The organism is Streptomyces rimosus subsp. rimosus (assembly GCF_000720725.1).
Classification (GTDB): Bacteria; Actinomycetota; Actinomycetes; order Streptomycetales; family Streptomycetaceae; genus Streptomyces; species Streptomyces rimosus_A.
Genome location: NZ_JOCQ01000010.1, coordinates 213,443 through 232,490 on the forward strand (window position 1 = coordinate 213,443; position 19,048 = coordinate 232,490).

At 72.6% G+C, this 19,048-nt stretch carries 17 protein-coding genes and 1 pseudogene; 9 read left to right on the forward strand and 9 right to left on the reverse strand.

What is annotated here, in order from left to right; translation table 11 throughout:
• Positions 1-80 precede the first annotated feature (80 nt).
• Together IH45_RS0108040 and IH45_RS0108045 are read left to right on the forward strand one after the other, a co-directional pair.
• Positions 81-710, forward strand: coding sequence for a GNAT family N-acetyltransferase (locus IH45_RS0108040; RefSeq protein ID WP_030663606.1), 630 nt, complete (start codon positions 81-83; stop codon positions 708-710).
• A 163-nt stretch (positions 711-873) separates the two neighbouring features.
• Positions 874-1,710: an AraC family transcriptional regulator gene (locus IH45_RS0108045; protein WP_030663608.1), complete on the forward strand. Its 837-nt coding sequence runs from the start codon at positions 874-876 to the stop codon at positions 1,708-1,710.
• 36 nt (positions 1,711-1,746) lie between these two features.
• Here IH45_RS0108045 and IH45_RS0108050 read toward each other — a convergent pair whose 3' ends face one another.
• Positions 1,747-2,658 carry a LysR family transcriptional regulator gene (locus tag IH45_RS0108050; protein WP_050514636.1) on the reverse strand — a complete coding sequence of 304 codons (912 nt, stop codon included), beginning with the start codon at positions 2,656-2,658 and terminating at the stop codon, positions 1,747-1,749.
• Between the two features lie 200 nt (positions 2,659-2,858).
• Here IH45_RS0108050 and IH45_RS0108055 point away from each other — a divergent pair, with 200 nt between their 5' ends.
• Together IH45_RS0108055 and IH45_RS0108060 are read left to right on the forward strand one after the other, a co-directional pair.
• Positions 2,859-3,866, forward strand: coding sequence for an NADP-dependent oxidoreductase (locus IH45_RS0108055; RefSeq protein WP_030663612.1), 1,008 nt, complete (start codon positions 2,859-2,861; stop codon positions 3,864-3,866).
• A 106-nt stretch (positions 3,867-3,972) separates the two neighbouring features.
• Positions 3,973-4,722: a DUF4253 domain-containing protein gene (locus tag IH45_RS0108060; protein WP_050514632.1), complete on the forward strand. Its 750-nt coding sequence runs from the start codon at positions 3,973-3,975 to the stop codon at positions 4,720-4,722.
• Between the two features lie 55 nt (positions 4,723-4,777).
• Here the strand turns inward: IH45_RS0108060 and IH45_RS0108065 are convergent, their stop codons facing one another.
• Positions 4,778-5,377: a hypothetical protein gene (locus IH45_RS0108065; protein WP_030663616.1), complete on the reverse strand. Its 600-nt coding sequence runs from the start codon at positions 5,375-5,377 to the stop codon at positions 4,778-4,780.
• A 122-nt stretch (positions 5,378-5,499) separates the two neighbouring features.
• The gene (locus tag IH45_RS0108070) at positions 5,500-6,600 is read right to left on the reverse strand and encodes a hypothetical protein (RefSeq protein ID WP_030663619.1); all 1,101 of its coding nucleotides are present in this window, start codon (positions 6,598-6,600) and stop codon (positions 5,500-5,502) included.
• A gap of 295 nt (positions 6,601-6,895) precedes the next feature.
• On the opposite strand from IH45_RS0108070, the gene IH45_RS0108075 reads away from it, so the two are divergent.
• Positions 6,896-7,786, forward strand: coding sequence for an META domain-containing protein (locus IH45_RS0108075; protein WP_030663622.1), 891 nt, complete (start codon positions 6,896-6,898; stop codon positions 7,784-7,786).
• Here the strand turns inward: IH45_RS0108075 and IH45_RS0108080 are convergent.
• On the reverse strand, positions 7,759-8,622 hold the full coding sequence (locus IH45_RS0108080) for a helix-turn-helix domain-containing protein (protein ID WP_030663625.1): 864 nt from the start codon (positions 8,620-8,622) through the stop codon (positions 7,759-7,761). The two genes, IH45_RS0108075 and IH45_RS0108080, sit on opposite strands and share 28 nt — an antisense overlap.
• 105 nt (positions 8,623-8,727) lie before the next feature.
• On the opposite strand from IH45_RS0108080, the pseudogene IH45_RS1000000150760 reads away from it, so the two are divergent.
• A pseudogene (locus IH45_RS1000000150760) lies at positions 8,728-8,931 on the forward strand (alpha/beta hydrolase); the annotation flags it as partial.
• A gap of 376 nt (positions 8,932-9,307) precedes the next feature.
• Positions 9,308-9,493: an alpha/beta hydrolase family protein gene (locus IH45_RS1000000150765; RefSeq protein ID WP_324607924.1), complete on the forward strand. Its 186-nt coding sequence runs from the start codon at positions 9,308-9,310 to the stop codon at positions 9,491-9,493.
• Between the two features lie 36 nt (positions 9,494-9,529).
• On the opposite strand, the gene IH45_RS0108090 is transcribed toward IH45_RS1000000150765, so the two are convergent.
• From IH45_RS0108090 to IH45_RS0108100, 3 genes are all read right to left on the reverse strand, one after another.
• On the reverse strand, positions 9,530-10,027 hold the full coding sequence (locus IH45_RS0108090; protein WP_030663628.1) for an SRPBCC family protein: 498 nt from the start codon (positions 10,025-10,027) through the stop codon (positions 9,530-9,532).
• Positions 10,015-10,941, reverse strand: a complete 927-nt coding sequence (locus IH45_RS0108095; protein WP_032916967.1) for an RNA polymerase sigma-70 factor — start codon at positions 10,939-10,941, stop codon at positions 10,015-10,017. Before IH45_RS0108095 ends, IH45_RS0108090 begins: the two co-directional genes overlap by 13 nt.
• Positions 10,942-11,074: 133 nt before the next feature.
• A complete protein-coding gene (locus IH45_RS0108100; RefSeq protein ID WP_078897342.1) occupies positions 11,075-11,932 on the reverse strand; it encodes an ANTAR domain-containing protein in 858 nt (285 codons plus the stop codon).
• A 132-nt stretch (positions 11,933-12,064) separates the two neighbouring features.
• On the opposite strand from IH45_RS0108100, the gene IH45_RS0108105 reads away from it, so the two are divergent.
• The gene (locus tag IH45_RS0108105) at positions 12,065-12,433 is read left to right on the forward strand and encodes a helix-turn-helix transcriptional regulator (protein ID WP_030663638.1); all 369 of its coding nucleotides are present in this window, start codon (positions 12,065-12,067) and stop codon (positions 12,431-12,433) included.
• 146 nt (positions 12,434-12,579) lie between these two features.
• On the forward strand, positions 12,580-13,752 hold the full coding sequence (locus IH45_RS0108110; protein WP_158812968.1) for a WD40 repeat domain-containing protein: 1,173 nt from the start codon (positions 12,580-12,582) through the stop codon (positions 13,750-13,752).
• Between the two features lie 21 nt (positions 13,753-13,773).
• On the opposite strand, the gene IH45_RS0108115 is transcribed toward IH45_RS0108110, so the two are convergent.
• Together IH45_RS0108115 and IH45_RS0108120 are read right to left on the reverse strand one after the other, a co-directional pair.
• The gene (locus tag IH45_RS0108115) at positions 13,774-16,788 is read right to left on the reverse strand and encodes an FAD-binding and (Fe-S)-binding domain-containing protein (protein ID WP_030663643.1); all 3,015 of its coding nucleotides are present in this window, start codon (positions 16,786-16,788) and stop codon (positions 13,774-13,776) included.
• Between the two features lie 249 nt (positions 16,789-17,037).
• Entirely contained in the window at positions 17,038-18,792 is a 1,755-nt protein-coding gene (locus tag IH45_RS0108120; protein WP_050514638.1) for a glycoside hydrolase family 15 protein, read from the reverse strand.
• Between the last annotated feature and the right edge of the window lie 256 nt (positions 18,793-19,048).

Here is a 19,048-nt window from a genome sequence, read left to right on the forward strand (position 1 = left end):
CGCGCGGCGATGTAAGGTACGGATGCTAGATCTGACCATTACGCGGTCGTTGCTGTGGCCGCTGCTGCGGGGAGGGTTCGATGGTTGCGGACATCGTCAGGATCTGGGTGGCGGGCTGGGCCGTGTCGCGGCGGACGGCGCCGCCGGTCGAGACGCCCTGGGGGGCCTACGTCGAGGTGGCCGACAATCCCGCCGAGGTCGGGCGCCATGTCCTGCCGGAGGCCGATGAGCCGTTGGTCCGTAGCGCTGCTGCCTCGGTGACCGTGCCGCGGACCTGGATGAAGGTGCCCGCGGAGCCGGCGGAGATCGAGCCCTGGCTGTCGCCGGGATGGGTCCGGGAGGAGAGCGGGCACCTGATGGCCGTCGACCTCATGGCCATGGAGCCGGCCGTGCCCACGGGGTACACCGCGGCCGTGGAGACCAGCGGCGCCGTGGTGCGCGTACGAGTGCTGGATGCGGCGGGCGAGCAGGCGGCCCAGGGGCAGATGGCGCTCCTCGGGCAGGCCACGGTCATGGACCGGGTGATAACGGAGGAGGCTCACCGGCGGCGCGGGCTGGGCGCCTTCGTCATGCGTACGCTCGCCGACCGCGCGCTGGACCAGGGCGCGGTCCTTGGCGTCCTCGGCGCGACCGACGACGGGCGCGCACTGTACGAGACGCTGGGCTGGAAGAAGCACTCAACGCTGGCGGAGTGCGTCTATCAGCCCTGAGGCCAGCAGCGTCGGCCGCACGGGGAGGCGGCGCACGGGCCATGGCCCGGCGGACACGGCGCCTGCCGGCGCGACTTGGGCCTCGCTTTCCACGTGCGGCGGGCGGGGGCGAAGGGATCGCCCCACACGTACCGCCCCCTGCTGCGTCTTTCATAATGCCTGCATGACGAGGGACGATGGCTGGGTGCGCTACTGGCGGGACGGGGAACGCCCCGTGGAGGCCATGCACGCGCACTTCTTCGATCACGTCTATCCGCCGCACAGCCACGACACCTATTCCTTCGGCATCACCGACGCCGGCGCGCAGCGCTTCCGCTGCCGGGGCGCGAACCACACCAGCGGCGCCGGGATGGTGATGGCCTTCAACCCGGACGAGGTGCACGACGGCCGGGCCGCGGCCGAGCTGGGGTACCGGTACCGCATCGTGCACATCGGCCCGTCCGTGGTCCGCGACATGATCAGCGACGCCACGGACGGGCGGACCGGTGCCCTGCCGCTGTTCCCGGACCTCGTGTTGAGCGATCACGCGCTCGCGGGGGCCCTCGCCCGGCTGCACGCCGCGCTGGCCGGCCCGGCGGATCAGCTGGTGCGCGACGAGCGGCTGGCCGCGGCCGTCACCGCCATGGCGCGTCGTGGTGCGTCCGCGGTCGCCTCTCCTGTACGCGTCCGGAACCCGGCCGATCGCGCGCGCCGCCAGGCCGCCCGGCGGGCCCGGGCGCTCCTGGACGACGCCTACCTGGAACCGTTGACCGCCGAGCACCTCGCGGAGGCCGCCGGGTGCAGCCGGTTCGCCCTCTACCGTGCTTTCCGCGCGGAGTACGGACTGGCGCCCAGCGACTACCAGCGGCAGCTGCGCCTGCGCCACGCGCGCGCCCTGCTGCGGACCGGAGCCACGCCCGCCGACGCCGCGTCGGTCAGCGGCTTCGCCGATCAGGCGCACTTCGGCCGGTGGTTCCAGCGCGTGTACGGCATCACGCCGGGCGCCTTCCGGCGCGCCTGAGCAGGGCGTGGAGCGCGACGGCCGGGCCGGCGACGGTCAGGGCCGCGCCGGCCGGCCACCGGGTACGGGGCCGGGAGCCGCCCCGGCCGACCGGAGTTCGCGGATCAACGCCCGTACCGCCGCCGATTCGGCGGCCTCGGGCGTGGTCACGTATCCGACCTCCCGCCGGGGCGGGCACGGCGCCAGAGAGGTGACGGAGACGTCGGCGGGCGCGCCCGCCAGGGTCAGCATGGGCATGATCGACATGCCCATGCCGCGGGCAATCATCGACAGCACCACGGTGTCGTCCTCGGCCCGGATCGTGGCCGGCGGGATCCAGTCCTGGCCGGCCCACCACTCGCGGGTGTACGAACCGCAGTTCTCGTCCCAGTCGATCAGCGGCAGTGTCCGCGGATCGGCGTGCGCGCGGTCCGCCGGGTGCGCCAGCGCGTACGGCTCCTCGAAGAGCCGGGCACCGACCAGGCCGGGCGGCGGGCCCGCGGCGTCCAGGGTGGCGATGCCCAGGTCGGCCCGCCCGTCGGCGACTTCCCCCGCGGTGCCCCGGCCGATCTCCCGCACGATCCGCAGCTCGGGCGACAGGCCCGGGTGCCGGGCGGTCAGCCGCTCCAGTACGGCGGGCAGCAGGTGGGCCGCGGCGCTGCGGAACGCCGCGATGCGCAGCGGGCCGGTGACCGCCCCGTCGCCCGCGCCGCGCACCTCCGGCCCCATTGACTCCAGCAGCCGTACGATCCGCCGCGCATAGGCGACCGCCCGGGTGCCCGCGGCGGTCGGGCGGGCACCGTGCCGGCCGCGGTCGAAGAGCACGGCTCCCAGCTTGCGTTCACAGGTGCGTACGGCATGGGAGACGGCGGACTGGGTCATGCCCAGGCTCGCGGCCGCCGCGGTGAACCCGCGCTCCCGCTCGACGGCGATCAGGATGCGCAGTTCGTGCGGCGCGAGGTCGCTCATGCGGCGCAAGTATTCCATGAGCAGCATTCATGGAAAGCCCGCTTCCATCGACGGGACCCTCTGCCGACGGCGGCAACGGCTCCCTACGGTGGGCGGAGCGCGGCCACCGATCATCTGCGTAGAGCCGCACCCCACACCCCATTCCTTGATTCTCCGTTCCCCGTCCCCTTTCCCCTTTCACACAGGCCCCAGGAGCCCTCATGACCGGCGCTGCCGCCCGCTTCGTCCACCAGATCTCGCGCCCCGCCGGCTTCCCGACCGCCGGGAACTTCGCCTTCGTCGAGACGACCCTCCCCGCCCCCGCCCCTGGACAGGCCCTGGTGGAGAACGTCCATCTCTCCGTCGACCCGTATATGCGGGAGCTGATGGACGGCGGCTGGGACCTGCACACTCCGCTGGAGGGCCGCTCCGTCGGGCGCGTCACCGCGTCCCGGGCGCCGGGCCTGAGGGAGGGCGACCTCGTCTTCCACCGCAAGGGATGGCGCACCCACGCCCTGGTGACGCCGGACGAAGTGCGCGTCCTGCCCGCCCACCCGGGCGTGCCGGCCCGCTCCTACCTGGGCGTTCTCGGCGGTACGGGCCTGACGGCCTACGTCGCGCTCACCCGCACGGCGCGCCTGAAGCCCGGCGAGAGCATTTTCGTCTCCGCTGCGGCCGGCGGCGTGGGCAGCGCGGCGGGCCAGTTCGCCCGGCTGCTGGGTGCGGGCCGTGTCGTCGGCAGCGCGGGCTCGCCGGCCAAGGTCCGGCGGCTGACCGAGGAGTGGGGTTTCGACGCGGCCTTCGACTACCACGACGGCCCGGTCGGCGAGCTGCTGGCCAAGGCGGCGCCGGACGGCATCGACGTCTATCTCGACCATGTCGGCGGCGATCATCTGGAGGGCGCCATCCAGGGGCTGCGCGAGTTCGGCCGTATCGCCTGGATCGGCGCGATCGCGCAGTACCACAGCGCCCAGCCGCCCGCCGCGCCCCGCAACCTCTTCGACATCGTCGAGAAGAGCCTGCGCCTGGAGGGCGTCCTCGTACGCAACCACCGCGACGCCCAGCGCGAACTGGAGGACTTTCTCGTCCCCCACCTCCAAGCGGGCCGCGTCGTGGACGCGCAGACGGTGGTCGACGGCTTCGACGGCGTCGTGGACGCCTTCCTCGGCATGCTGGGCGGTGCGAACACCGGGAAGATGGTGGTGCGGGTAGGGACTGAACAGCCGTAGGGAAGCCGGAGCCTTACGCGCGGGGGCCATGAGAAGAGTCAGCTGTGAGGGGGCCGGAACCCGCTCCCCCCAGGCGTTGTCACACCCCGGCCTTAGCATCCATAGCGTGAACGTTGATCTGTGCTTGCCCCGTGATGTCCTGCTTCCCCCTGGCCGGACGGTCACCGCCGAAGACGACGGTGACATAACGGCCCTATGGCTGAGCGACGACGCCGTACCCGGGGCTGCCGAGCTGTGGACGCGTCTGCGCGAGGCGCACGCCGCATCCGGGCTGTGGCCGCTGCTGCTCGAACCGCTCCGTCCGGACGACGCGGGAGAGTTCCGGCCCTGGGCCACGGGCGAGCTGTATCCGGAAGACATGTCCTCGCCGCAGGCGCATGACCCGGCCGCACTCCTCGCGGCCTGGTGGGACAAGTACGCGGACGAGGAGTGGCCCGGTCTCGCGCCGGGCCGAGAGCCCGTGCGGCGTCCCGACGAGGTGGCGGCCGAGTTCGCCGAGGCGTTCGCCGCCCGCAAGCCGTACATACGCCTGGGGCTCGTCGCCGCGGACCGGGGCGCCGATGCGCTCACCGCCGCAGGCTGGAGCGGCCCCGCCAATTACGACAACGACACCGCCAAGTTCTCGGCGGTCGTACGGGACTGGGAGCGGCGGTTCGGCGCACGGGTGGTGGCGGTCGGATTCGACACGCTCCACCTCAGCGTCGCCGCGCCGCCGATATCCACGGACGAAGCGCGCCTGGTCGCCGCGGAACACTTCGCGTTCTGCCCGGACCTCGTCCGGCAGGGCTCCCACACCCTGGCCGCTTACGCCGAAACGCTCGTCGGCGCCGGGCACTGGGAATTCTGGTGGGACTGACCGGGCGACCGGCCGTGTCGGACACCGGTGCGTCCGGCACGGCCGGCGTGCGGCCTCACTTCCAGCGGAGATTGAAGTTGTCCCCGGTGACACCGGTCGTCGTGCAGTCGATGCCCCGGTACCGGTCGACGAACGTTCCGTAGAGTTCGGCGTAGGAGTCGTAGGACTGGTCGTGTGACAGTCCCTCGCGCACCCGGAACCGCAGTTGTACGTGCACGGACTCGCGCGGCTTGAGCGTGCCGGGCCCGGGGATGCTGCCCGTGGCGACGTCCCCCCGGCGCAGGGTCTTCCACTCGCGCTTCGCGGCGTCCCAGTACTGGAGGTCGGCGTAGGGGCTCAGGCCGTGCTCGCCGTCGTTGTAGACGTGGCTGTCCACCCTGGCCCGCAGGCTGAAGGACTTCAGTTCCTTCTTCGAGGCATTGGTGAGCGTGGCGGTGAAGGCGTGCCACTGGTCCCCGAGGCGGACGGTGTCGGGCGCGCCGAAGGACCGGCCGACGAAGAAGTTGTTGTGGTACTGCCCGTAGGCGGTGTCGACGTCGGAACACGTCGGCATCTTCGGGGCGGGAGCCGCCTGGGTGACCGGGGCGGCGGCCACCGCCACCGGGATCAGGGCGGCCGTCACGGCCGAGACGGACAGGGTGCGGCGCAGTTTCATGGGAACTTCCTTCTCGGGGCTCGGCTCGAATGTCCGCTGGGACATCAGCTGGGATTTCGGCTCTGAGCCCCGGCCGGTCGGGAGGAAATCAGGAGGAAGAGAGAGAAAAGGGCCGGGGTTGCTCAGGCGGTGGCGTCCGTGCGGCCGGTGCCGGTCGCGGGCTTGCGGCGGCGTACGGCGAAGACCGCGCCCGCGCCCACGGCGATCGCGGCCGCGCCGGCCAGGCCGATCACCGGCAGCGCGGCGGACGAACCGGTCGCGGCGAGGTGGCCGCCGCCCTGCGCCGCCACGCCGCCGCCCGACCCCGAACCGCCCGCGGTCCCGCCGGGCGTGGCACTCGCGCCGGGTTCGGCCGAAGCGGTCGGTTCGGCCGTGCCGCCGCCCGGCTTCCCGGGCTTGTCCGTCGGCTTACCGCCGGCGGACAGGATGGCGAAGTCGTACCACTCTTCCTTGGCCGAACCGCAGGAGCCGTCGCGGTTGCGGAAGTCGCCCGACGCGAGTGCGTACCCGGTGCCGGGCTTGGCGTCCTTGACCACGCGGGTGCGCAGCGTCAGCGTGACGACGCTGCGCGGGCCGATCGCGAAGGAGCCGAACAGGGTCTGGGGCGACGCGTCGTGGAACGTCTTCCACTCCCCCGTCCTGCGGTCGCGGTACTCGGTGTCCAGCTCCCAGTACGGCCGGTCGACGTCCTCGGCCGATGACATGTGCAGGAACGGCTGCACCTCGGTCAGCGTCTTGCCGGTGGTGTTGGAGAGCCGCATGGTGAAGGAGGTCCAGGAGCCGCCCGCCACCAGCTGGGACGGCAGGCCGTTGACCGTGACCCGCAGCTGGTCGGACTCGAAGTCGCAGGTCTGACTCTCGGTTTCGCCGGAGGTGCCGCCCCCGCCGGTGGCCGTGCCCTTGTCGTTACCGGTACCGCCCGTACCAGCGGAACCACCCGTACCAGCAGTCGTGCCACCGGTGCCGGCGGTGCCGGCGGTCGAACCGCCCGTACCCGTCGACCCGGTGGTACCGGCCGAACCCGTACCGCCGCCCTTGCCGCCGCTCTCCCCGGAACCCTCCGCTCCGCCACCCGCGGTCGCCGCGGTGTCGGCGGACCCCGTCGTACCGGAGGCGGTCGCCCCGGGGCCGGTCGCGAACGCGGCGGTGGGCACGGTCAGTACGGCGGCGGGCGCTATCACGGCAGCCGCTGCGGCGGCCGTCAGGGCGCGGCGAATCTTCATCCGGCAGACCTTTCGGGTCCCACGTGCCGTTCCGTCGGGACGGCACGCTCGTCGATTGTCGTGCGGTGGCTCGTGCTTCAGCTCGTACGCCGAGGCTGGGACGCAGGCGCGGGTACGTGCACACGCGTGTACTCGCATGCACTCGCATGTACTCGCACATGCTTGCGCCTCATATGTGACCACCCCGGTGGCGAAAAGGTTGCATGCTCGACCAATTGAGATCGTTTCGTGAGCCGGTACAGCCCGCGAGCACCGGCCCCGGAACTCGGAGGCGACCTCAAACGTCCGTACGACCATGCGTATCCGGAGAACCGGTGCCGTCACCGGCGCCCTGTTGACCGTCCTGCTCACCGCCACCGGGTGTGCCCCGTCGGAGGCAGGCAGCGGGGGCAAGAAGAAGACCGAGGGCAGGCCGGCTTCGGCCGCGCCCGTCAGGAAGGGGCCGGGCGGGAACGGCGGGCTGCTGATGGGAGCGCGCTGGATGGTCCAGTGGGTCACCGTCGGCGGCCGGGATATCAGCGCACCGCCGCACGCCGCCTCCTGGATGGCATTCGATTACGACGGCACGGTCAAGGGCAACGACGGCTGCGCGCCCTTCCACCGGTCCGCCTCCATGGCCGACAGCGTGCTCGCCGTCGGCGGGGACCGGGCGCAGGCGACGGAGGACGGCGGGTGCCCGGCAAAGAACCGCGCTTTCGCGGAGCGGTTGCGCGAGGTCTTCGACGGTCCGCTGACGATCGCCCAGCGGCATGACGACCTCACGATGGACCTGAAGAACCAGGAAGGTGACTACGTGGCGGTCAAACTCCAGCAGCCCGAGGGGTTCTACGGCCGCCGCTGGCAGTTGCCCCGGCTGATCGTGGGCGACACCTACAGCCCGGACCTGCCGAAGAGTACGTACTTCGTCTTCCACGCGGACGGGACGGTCAGCGGGAACCTCGGCTGCAACGACTTCACCGGCCAGGCCGTCTTCGAGGGCGACACGCTCACCATGCACCAGCCCACCCGCACCACGGACCGCACCTGTTCCCAGGACGTCATGGACTCGGAAGAGGGCCTGCTCACCATGAAACGGAATCCGCGCACGTTCACCTACCGGGTCACCCATGACTCCTTGACGGCCTACGACGAATCCGACGGCGCGCCGCTGACCTTCGGCTACGAATTCAGGGCGCTGCCCGGCTGACCGGCGGCCCAGGACGCCAGGATGCGGAGCCCGTCGTGGCTGGGGGTGCCGGGTTCGGCGGTCCGGACGACGAGTTGCTGGTCGGGGTCGGTGCCGGTGGTGAAGGTGTCCCAGTCGAGGGTGAGGTCGCCGGCGACGGGGTGCCGCAGAGTTTTGGTGCCGATGTTGCGGGCCGCGACGCGGTGTTCACCCCACCAGCGGCGGACTTGCCCGTCCTGGACGGACAATTCCCCGACCAGTCCAGTCAGGCCGGGGTCCGTGGGGTATTTCGCCGCCTCCATCCGCAGTTGTGCGACACAGGTGCGGGCGACGGTTTCCCAGTCCGTGTAGAGGCGTTTCATCGCCGGGTCGGTGAAGGTGATACGGACGTAATTGCGCTGCTTTTCGGGAATGGCCGCGAAATCCGTGACGAAGGCGGCGGCCAGTGTGTTCCGGGCGAGTACGTCCATCCGGCGGCCCAGGACCACCGCGGGGGTCGTGGAGAGGTCGTCCAGCAGGCGCCGGAGCTGCGGCCGGACCCGCTGCCGTGCGCGGCGGCGCGGCCGGGTGTGCTCCTTGCCGGCCAGTTCGTACAGGTAGGTCCGCTGGTCGTCGTCCAGGTGGAGGGCGCGTGCCAGGACGCCCAGGGCCGAGGCGGACGCCTGCATGCGGCCCTGTTCGAGGCGGGTGTAATAGTCGGTGCTGATGGCCGCGAGCTGGGCGACCTCCTCGCGGCGCAGGCCTTTGACCCGGCGCGGAGCGCCGCTGTCGGGCAGGCCCACTGCGCGGGGAGTGAGTTCGGCCCGGCGGGCCTTGAGGAATTCCCCCAGTTCGTTGCGGTGCGCGCTGCTGGTCATGCGTCCAGTGCGGCAGCCGACGCCACCGGCGAGCGGGGGAAGGTTTTCTCCCAGGATGTTTCCCTCCCCCGGCCCGCGGTCGTGGTCGGGCGCCCGGCCACCGGTGTGAAGGAACAGACCGCGGCGGTCTACGCCGAGCGGGGTTTCGTCACCCTGGCCTTCGACGCCGCCCACCAAGGCGAGAGCGAGGGCGAGCCGCACGGGCTGGAGAACCCGTTCCAGCGCGCCGACGACTTCCGTAACGCGGTCTCCTACCTCACCACCCGCGACGACATCGACCCGGAGCGGATCGGGGTGCTCGGCATCTGCGCCGCGGGCGGGTATGTGCCCTTCGCGGCGCAGACCGACCACCGGATGAAGGCGGTCGCCACCGTCAGCGCCGCGGATCTGGCGCGCTTCTTCCGGGACGGCGATCCGGCGGGCTTCGCGGCGCTGGTCGAGGAGGCCGGTGCGCGGCGCGGCGAGGAGGCGGCCGGGAAGGGGGCCACGCTGGTCAGCGCGCTGCCGGAGCTGGACGGGATCGACGCGTCGACGCCGGCGCCGGTCCGGGAGTTCGTCGACTACTACAAGACGCCGCGCGGCCGGCACCCGCGCCACGAATCTGTGGGTCGCACGCAGCGCGGACCAGCTCGACCAGTTCGACGCCTACGCCGGTGTCCACAAGATCGCCCCGCGCCCGCTTCTGATGATCGCGGGCACCGAGGCCGCCACCCGCCCGTTCAGCGAGCAGGCGGTGGCCGCGGCCGGCCGTACGGCGGAGCTGTTCGACGTCGAGGGCGCGACGCACGTCGACCTGTACGACAAGGACGAGCACGTCACCCGGGCCGTCGCGAAGCTGACCGAGTTCTTCGGCGCCCATCTGGCGGCCTGATCCCGGCCCGGCGCCGGAGGCCGCCGGTTCCCCGGGTCACCTCCGCTCCGGCCGGAGCGGGGGTGCCGTCACCTCCGGTCCCGGCCGGGCGCCTCGCGTCAGCGCGGCGTCGGCGGTGGCGAGGATGTTGCCGAAGGTACGGGTGAGGACCGGCCGCATGAGGAGGCGGGTCAGCGGGGCGCCGAGCAGCGGGAGGCGCACTTCGGCGCGGGTGGTCCAGCACACCCGGGTGCCGCCGTCGGCCGCGGTGAACGTCATCCGGCCCAGCTCGTGCCGGGACGGCGGCCAGCTGCGCTCGACGACGTACTCGGTGGCGTGCGGCGGGTCGTACCGGGTGATGCGCTCGCGGAACCAGCCGATCAGCCAGAGGTGGCTGCGTACCGCGCCGACCCCGTAGGGCGCGTCCGCGCCGTGCCGGGTCAGCCGGCAGCGGAGCGCCAGGGGCGAGCGTGTGTAGTGGGTGGTCGTGGTGAGCCAGGCGAACACCTCGTCCACCGGGGCGGCGATGACGCGTTCCACGGTCACGGTTTCCACGGCTGGGGTCCCTTCCTGTCGAGCGGGCGCACCGTGTTGGCGCGGCGCAGTTTGTCGGGGTTGCGGATGCCGTAGAGGCCGGTGATCCGTCCGTCGTGGATCTCGACCGTCAGCAGCCAGTCGAGCGCGCCGTCGGTCAGGAACCGTGCCGCGGGCATGCCGTTGTACGTGGCGGGCTCGATACGGGTCTCCGCGAGGTTTCTGCGGGCGACGCGGAGGATGAACCGGGCGACCTCGTCGCGGCCGACGACCGGGCGGCGCGCGGCGACCACCTTGCCGCCGCCGTCGGAGATCTGCACGACATCGGGCGCCAGCAGGTCCATCAGCGCCCGCACGTCACCGGTCGCCGCCGCGTCCAGGAAGCGCCGCACGATCTCCCGGGCGGCGCCGGAGTCCGGCTCGAACCGGCGGCGCCGCGCATGGACGTGGCGGCGGGCGCGGTGGGCGGTCTGCCGGACGGTGGCCTCGCTCTTGCCGACCGACGCGGCGATCTCGCCGTGGGTGTAGCCGAACACGTCGTGCAGCACGAACACCGCGCGTTCGGTCGGGTTCAGCGTCTCCAGGACGAGCAGCATGGCCATCGAGACCGACTCGGCCAGGAGCACGTCGTCGCCGGCCTCGGGGGCGGTACGGATCGGCTCGGGCAGCCACGCGCCCACGTAGTCCTCGCGCCGCGCCCGGGCCGCGCGCAGGTGGTTGAGGGCCTGCCGGGTCACCGTACGCACCAGGTAGGCGCGCGGGTGCCGGACCGTGGCCGGATCGACCGCGCTCCAGCGCAGATAGCTCTCCTGCAGCACGTCCTCGGCATCGGTGGCGCTGCCCAGCATCTCGTAAGCGATGGTGAACAGCAGTCCGCGGTGTTCGGTGAACGCGCCCTCAGTGCTCTCGGCACTCCCAATGCCCTCAGAACCCATGCTCCGCCCCCGCCCCGACCGCGCAGTGACCAACCGGCATCGTCCAGCCTTTCTCTTCGCCTGCCCATCGGGACACCTCGCGGCGGCGAAACGTGACAGCGGCGGCCCGGCCGGTCCGGACCGCCGGTCACCGCTACTCTCCGGACGAGGTGGGCAACCGGATGGGTGCGAGCTTCTGGACGGTGTCCCGGATGTGCTCCTGGGCGGCGGACGCGCTCGGCGGGGCCGCCCTCACCTTGGCCACCGCGGCGGCCAGCTGCCCCTGCACCGCCTCGGGCAGGGCGCTGCCCTGCACGCTGTTCACCAGCTCCTGGGCCAGGAGGTGCAGCTTGGTGTTGGTGTTCTGGGAGGCGGTGACCAGGACGGCCCAGGCGGCCTCGGGGCTCAGGGTGAAGGTGGCCATCAGGATGCCGCGGGCCAGGTCGATGGCCGGGCGGGTCTGCATGGCGCGGCGCAGCTGGGCGACCTCCGTGGGCAGGTCCTGGTGGGCGTCCTGGTCGAGGTCGTGCTGCCGATTCCCGTCGGGATCGGGGCGGTGGTCCGGGTGCGGGACCGTGCCGTCGGCGTGGGAGTGCGTCGCGGACTGCCCGTACGGCTCCGGGGAGATGAACAGCTTCCGGGCCCCGGTCACGTCCAGCAGCCGCTCGACCGCGCGGCTGCTGGAGCGGATGACGACGGTCTTGCCCTGCGCGACGGCCCGCAGGCGCAGGCGCAGCAGCATGTTCAGGCCGGCGCAGTCGAAGAACGGGACGGCGTCGAGGTGGAGGTCGATCCCCTGGTCCGATCGGCTCAGGGCCTCCTGCAGGTCGTATTCGACCTCCTCGCAGGCGTCCAGGTCCAGTTCCCCCTGCACCGCCATTCCGGTCCGGTCGCCGCCCCGGAAGGCGTCGAGCCATGACAGGCGGGGCGGGGGCACGGCGGGCGTGCCGCCGTGCCCGTCGGCTCCGGCGGAATCGGGAGGAGGGGACGCCCAAGGCGCGGCTTCCGGCATGGCCTTCCCTTCCCGTCATCGGCTCATCCGCTCGTCTCCCAGGCTTGCCCATCGGGAGACACACGTCAATTAATACACGAAAAGCCGTACGTGTTTCGGGACACGTGAATGATGGGTCGGTAGAGTTGCGGCATGGATGACCTGTCCGAGTCGCAGAACGGGGTGCCCGAGCCGCACACGGGGTGGACCTTCGTGACCAACCACGCCCGGGTGCTGGCGGCCATCGCCGACAACCACAACGCCCGCATCCGCGACATCGCCGCGCACTGCCGCCTGACCGAACGCGCCGTCCAGAAGATCATTTCCGATCTGGAGCGCGACGGGTATCTGTCCCACACCCGTGAGGGGCGCAGCAACACCTACGAGATCGACCCCAGCAAGGTGCTGCGCCACCCCGCCGAAGCCGGCCTGACCGTCGCGTCGCTGCTCTCCCTGCTCGTCCAGGACGAAGCGCACCGCGCCACGCAGCCCGACGAGGAACGGCGTCAGCCCACGGGCTGAGCGGGGCCTCCTGCGGCCCCGCCGGACGCTTCACGGCGCCTGTTGGTTGTACGGCGATCGGCTGATTGCCCGGGGCGGCCGGCGCCTCTTTGATGAGCGGGTCCCGTGTGCGCGGGTGGACGTGACCTGTTCGTCGAAGGGTGACCATGAGACGGCTCTTACGCGCGGGGCGTGCCTCCCGCGTGACGCGTGCGGCCGCGGCCGCCACCGTGACCGCGGTCTGCGCCGCCGTGCTGCTGCCGGGTACGGCCCGGGCCCGGCCCGTAACGGACACGGCGGGCGCGGCAGGCACCCCGGTCACGGAGCGGGTGAGCACCACCTCGGACGGGAGCCAGGCGGACGGCCTGTCCGACCGGGCGTCGATCAGCGCGGACGGGCGGTACGTCGCCTTCTGGTCGGCCGCGCCGAACCTGGGCGCCGACCACTACCGCGCCCTGCTCATCAAGGACTTGACGTCCGGTCAGGTCACCCGGGTGCCCGACGCCAGGACGTACGGCGGCAGCCACACCGCGATCAGTGACAACGGCCGGTACGTCGGCTACGGATCGGGCACCCGCTACGCGTCGGCCTACGTGTACGACCGGATCACCGACCGGACCACCCAGGCCAACAGCGCCGAGCTGAGCAACGTCGACTCGCTCAGCGCCGACGGCCGCTTCGCCGCTGTCACGGTCGGCAGCCGCAACCCGAACAGGCCCGCCCGGCTACTCGTCCGGGACCTGGCGGACGGCACCGACGAGCGGATCGACCCGCAGCAGACCCCGACGGGCCACCCGTCCGTCAGCAACGGTTCGCTCAGCGGTGACGGGCGGCTGCTGGCCTTCGCCACCGGCCCGCGCAGCGGCGCGTACGACGTCTTCGTCAAGGACCGGGCCGACGGGACCGTGCGGCAGGTGGACGTACCGCTGGACGGGGTGCAGGACGACAAGCGCAGTTGGCTGGTGGAGATCAGCCGGGACGGCCGCTACGTGCTCTTCGATTCCGAGTCCGACCACCTGGTCCCCGGTACCACCCCGCCCGGCCGGCACGCCTACCTCCGCGATCTGCGGACCGGCACCACCGTACGGCTCGCCCCGGCCGGCGTCTCGGCGGTGGCGGTCAGCGGCGACGGGCGCAAGGTGCTGCTGTCCGAGGAGGACCGGCTCACGCTGCTGGACGTGCGTACCGGCGAACGTACCGGGGTCGGCCCGGCCGCACGGGCCATCCCGGGCGCGCTCACCCGCGGCGGCGAGGCGGTGGCCTTCACCTCCGAGGCCGCCGACCTCGTGCCCGGCGACACCAACGCTGCCGCGGACGCTTTCGTGCACCGCCCCGGGTGACCGCCCGGGTGCGGCCGTGGCTCAGGTACGGCGCCGACGGACCGCCACCGCCCCGCAGCCGAGCGCCGCTGCCGCCGCCACGGCCGCACCGGTGATCATCCACGCGTCACGGGCGCGCACCCCGGGCCGGGGGACCTTTCGTTCGGGATGGTGGGCGGGCGCGGCGCCGTCCAGGCCGAGGGCCAGCACCTCGGCCAGATGCAAGGCCCGCCGCCCGGTGCCGGACTGCTCGATCTGGGTGCGGCAGCTGAAGCCGTCGGAGATGACCAGGGCGCTGGGGGCTGTGTCGCGTACGGCGGGCAGGACGCCCTGTTCGGCGACGGCCATGGACACGTCATAGTGGTCCTTCTCGAAGCCGAAGTTGCCGGCCAGGCCGCAGCAGCCCTCGTCCAGCACGTCGGCGTCGATCCCGGCGCGGCGCATCAGCTCCCGGTCGGGGTCGGTCTTCATGACGGCGTGCTGGTGACAGTGCGTCTGTACGGTGGCGGCGCGGGCCAGCTGGGGCGGCTGCCATTCGGAGGCGCGCCGTACCAGCAGTTCGGCGAAGGTGTGGAACTGGTCGGCCAGGCGCTGCACGTCGGTGTCGTGCGGCAGCAGTTCGGGGGCGTCGGCGCGGAAGACGGCGGTGCACGACGGTTCCAGGCCGACGACCGGCGTACCGGCTTCGAGCCACGGCCGCAGGATCCGGGTGGTGCGGTGCAGGGTGCGTTTGGCCGTGTCCAGCTGTCCGGTGGAGATCCAGGTCAGCCCGCAGCACACGGCTTCGGTGGGCACCGTCACCCGGAACCCGGCGTCCTCCAGGACGCGGACGGCCGACCGGGCGATGTTCGGGTGGAAGTACGTGCTGAAGGTGTCCGGCCACAGCACGACGGTGCGGGGGTCGGCGGGGTCGGGTTCGGGCCGGTCCTGCGCGCGCCACCACTGGAGGAAGGACTGTTCGGCGAAGACGGGCGCCGCGCGTCGTGTGGCGACACCGGCCAGGCGCTTGCCGAGGTTGCCGATCACGGGTGCGTGCAGGGCCGCGTTGGCCAGCCGGGGCGCGGCGCGGGAAGCCAGGGCCCACAGCGGCAGCCAGCCCAGCGCGTAGTGCGCGGCCGGGCGCAGCCGCCCCCTGTAGTGGTGGGCGAGGAATTCGGCCTTGTAGGTGGCCATGTCCACGCCGGTCGGGCAGTCGGACTTGCAGCCCTTGCAGGCCAGGCAGAGGTCGAGGGCGTCCTTGACCTCGGTGCTGCGCCAGCCGTCGGTCACTGCCGAGTCCGCGTGGCCGTCGAGCATTTCGAACAGCAGCCGGGCGCGGCCGCGGGTGGAGTGCTCCTCCTCGCCGGTGGCGCGGTACGAGGGGCACATCACGCCGCCGCGGTGGCTGCGGCAGTTGCCGATGCCGACGCAGCGCAGCACGGCGCGGGTGAAGTCGTGGTCGTCCTCCGGGTAGCCGAAGTGGGTCTCGCCGTACGTGGGCCGCCAGTGCGAGCCCAGTCGCAGGTTCTCGTCGACGCGGTAGGGGCTCGTCACCTTGCCGGGGTTCATCCGGTTGTCCGGGTCGAAGAGGGCCTTCAGCTCGCCGAAGGCGCGTACCAGCCGGTCGCCGAACATGACCGGCAGCAGCTCGGCGCGGGACTGTCCGTCGCCGTGCTCGCCGGAGAGGGACCCGCCGTAGGAGGTGACGAGTTCGGCGGCCCGGAAGAGGAAGTCGCGGAAGTCCCGGATGCCGTCGGCGGAGGTCAGCCCGAAGGGGATACGGGTGTGGACGCAGCCCTGGCCGAAGTGGCCGTAGAGGGTGGCGTGTTCGTAGCCGTACTCGCGCAGGAGGGAGGTGAGGTCGCGCAGGTAATCGCCCAGCCGCTCGGGCGGTGCGGCGGAGTCCTCCCAGCCCTCCCAGGTGTCGCGCCCGTCCGGCGGGCGGGCGGTGACGCCGAGCCCCGCCTCGCGGGCCCGGAGCATCTTCTGCTCGCGCTTCGGGTTGTCGGAGAAAGCCACGCTGTCGTCGTCCTCGCCGCGGCCCATCGCCTTCAGCAGGCCGTGCGCCTGCCGGTCGACCTGCTCGCGGGAGTCCCCGGCGAACTGGATCAGCAGCCAGCTCTCCCCGGCGGGGAGGTTGTCGAGGGAGTCGGTGTGGGCGTTCTCCTCGCGCATGAGCTGGGCCATCCGGCCGTCCAGGGCTTCGAGTTGGCTGGGCTCGCAGTGCTGGAGGGCCTTCGGTACGTCGTCGGCGGCGGAGGCGATGTCCGGGTAGCCGATCACGAGCAGCGCCTCGTACTCGGGGACCGGCACCAGCTCCAGTTCCGCGCGCAGCACGGTGACGAGGGTGCCCTCGCTGCCGACGAGGGCGCGGGCGAGGTCGAAGCCGTTCTCCGGCAGGAGCGAGTCGAGGTTGTAGCCGGAGACGCGGCGCGGGATGCGCGGGTAGCCGCGGCGGATCTCGGCGAGGTTGCGGTCGGCCAGGTCGCGCAGGCCGCGGTAGATCTCGGCCCGGCGCCCGCCCTCGGCGACGATCCGCTCGTACTCCTCGTCCGGGGTCGGGCCGGCCCAGAAGCGGGCGCCGTCGTAGGTGAGGACCTCCAGCCGCCGCACGTTGTCGACCGTCTTGCCGTACGCCTGCGCCGACGCGCCGCAGGAGTTGTTGCCGACCATGCCGCCCAGCGAGCAGTGGCTGTGCGTCGAGGGCTTCGGTCCGAACTGCAGGCCGTACTCGGCCAGTTGGCGGTTGAGTTCGTCCAGGACGATGCCGGGCTCGACGACGCAGGTACGCGCCCCAGGATCGACCGAGACCAGGCCGTGGCAGTACTTGGTCCAGTCGATCACCACGGCGGCGTTGGTGCACTGCCCGGCCAGGCTCGTACCGCCGCCACGGGAGAGCACCGGCACGCCGTGTTCGGCGCAGACCGCGACGGCCGCGGCGGCCGCGTCCACGGTGCGCGGTACGACCACGCCGATGGGCACCTGGCGGTAGTTCGACCCGTCGGTCGCGTACGCGCCGCGGCTGCCGGCGTCGAAGCGGACCTCGCCGTCCACGCGCCGGCGCAGCGCGGCCTCCAGCCCGGCCGGGTCCGCGCCGCTGTCCCGGTGCTCCGTGCCACCCGGCGCGAGCGTGCGGCGGCCTGCGTCCGGTCCCTTGTCCACGAGGTGTCCTCCTGCTTCCTGACGTCCGACGGCGGCTCCCTCGCCGGATTCCGCTTACCACCGGGTACCGCGCCACGCGCGCTCTACCCTCTTTGCCGCATCTGTTCCGTTCTCCCGGCAGCCGTTACGCCGTTCGGCGGACGGGCGCGCCCGGGCGGGGCCCGGTCAGTCGGCGTCCGGCCCGTTCAGGCAGGCGCCCGCTTCGAGCAGCAGGGCGTGTACGAACGCCTGGGGCAGGTTGCCGCGCAGCTGGCGCTGCTCCACGTCGTACTCCTCGGCGAACAGCCCCGGCGTACCGCAGGCGCTGCGGGTCCGTTCGAACCAGCGGAAGGCCCCGACCCGGTCGCCCCCGGCATGCGCGGCCAGCGCCATCATGAACCCGCAGAGCAGGAAGGCGCCCTCGGCCTCGCCCAGCGGCCGGTCGTCATGGCGGAACCGGTAGAGGTACCCGTCGTGGGCCAGCCGCTCCTCGATGAAGCGCCGGGTGCGGTGCGTACTGGGGTCGTCCGGGCGCAGGCAGCCGCGGGCCATCGGCAGCAGCAGGGCACCCTCGGCCCCCGCGTCGTCCTCCGCGCGCAGCCATACGCCGTCGGACCGCAGGCAGCGCCGCCGCGTCTCCGCTTCGACGGTGTCGGCCAGCTCGCTCCGGCTTCGCGCCGCCGGGCCCGGGACGCTGCGGGCCAGGGCGCGCAGCCCGGCCACGATGCTCAGCCGGGAATGCGTCCACCAGCGCTCCTCCAGCTCCCAGATTCCGGCGTCCGCCTGCTGCCAGTGCTGCTCGACGCACCGCACCGCCACCTCGGCCGCCTTCTGCCCGTCCCGGTCCAGCCGGTCGTGCCGGGCCGCCGCCGCGAACAGTTGCAGCGCTTCTCCGTACGTGTCGAGCTGGAACTGCCGGCCCGCGCGGTTGCCGACGAAGTCGCTGCCACCCGGATAGCCGACCAGGGGCAGCGGGCGTTCCTCGGCGACCGGGGCGCCGTCCACCGTGTAGGCGGGCCGAAGCCGGTCCCCGTCCTCCAGCAGCCGCGCGCTCACGAACCGTACGGCCTGATCCAGCAGCGGGTACGGGCCGTGGGCCGCCACCGCGAGCCCGGCGTAACACTGGTCGCGGATCCAGGTGTAGCGGTAGTCGTAGTTGCGGCCGGCCTCGGCGCGCTCGGGCAGGGAGGTGGTGGCCGCCGCGACCATGCCGCCGGCGCTGCTGGTCAGCCCGTGCAGGACGGCGTAGGCGTGGCGGGCGTCGCGGGGCGCGGCGGTGTCGAGGCAGCGGGGTACGGCGTCGCGCCACGCCGCTTCCGTCTCCCGCCACAGCCGCCGCGGCTCCGGCACGGTGTCCGGCGGCCGTCGGCCCAGGTACAGGACCAGGTCGCGCTCCTGCCCTTCCGGAACGGTGAAGGCGGCCTGCCGACCGCCGCCGGGCCTGCGTGCGAGGGCCGCCCCGCCGAACCACAGGTGCAGGCCGCAGCCCTGAGCGGTGTGGCCGTCCGGCGTGTCGCGGCCCTCCGACATGACGCCGGCGCCGAACTCGGGCCGTGGGTCGAGCACGAGGTGGACGCGGGCGTCGCCCCGCACGGCACGCACCTGGCGCAGCAGCACCAGGCCGTCGCGGGCGGCGGGCAGGGCCAGGGCTTCCCGGCATTCGATGACGGCCTCGTCGGTGACCCAGCGGCTGACGTGGATGAGCGTGCCGTCCTCGTAGTGGCCGCCGCGCACCCGCCAGGCGCTTCGCGGCCGTACGGTGTAGTGACCCGGCCCGCCGATCAGCGCGGCGAAGACCGCGTCGTCGTGCCAGCGCGGCGCGCACAGCCACACCACCTCGCCCTGCGGGCCGACGACCGCGCCCCGTTCGCCGTCGCCGAGGAACGCGTAGTCCCGCAGGACGGCGGGGGCGGGCACGGCCGCGGAGAGCAGGTCTTCCATCTCCGCCTTTCGTCCGGTGCGCACGGCCGGGGCCCGGCCCCGGCTCTCGTCCGTTCCGTACGCGTACCGCACGCATACGGACGCCACACCAGTACCCCGTGGCAGGCGCAACATGACCACCGGCCGCCCGAACGCCTCGCTTGCAGCCCTTCACACGCCCTGTTAACTTCTGCTGCGACATCTCACCGTAGGGTTCCGCCCTCGCCATTCAGCCTCCCCGTGTCCGGTGACACCGGGAAGGTGGGAGTCACACCGA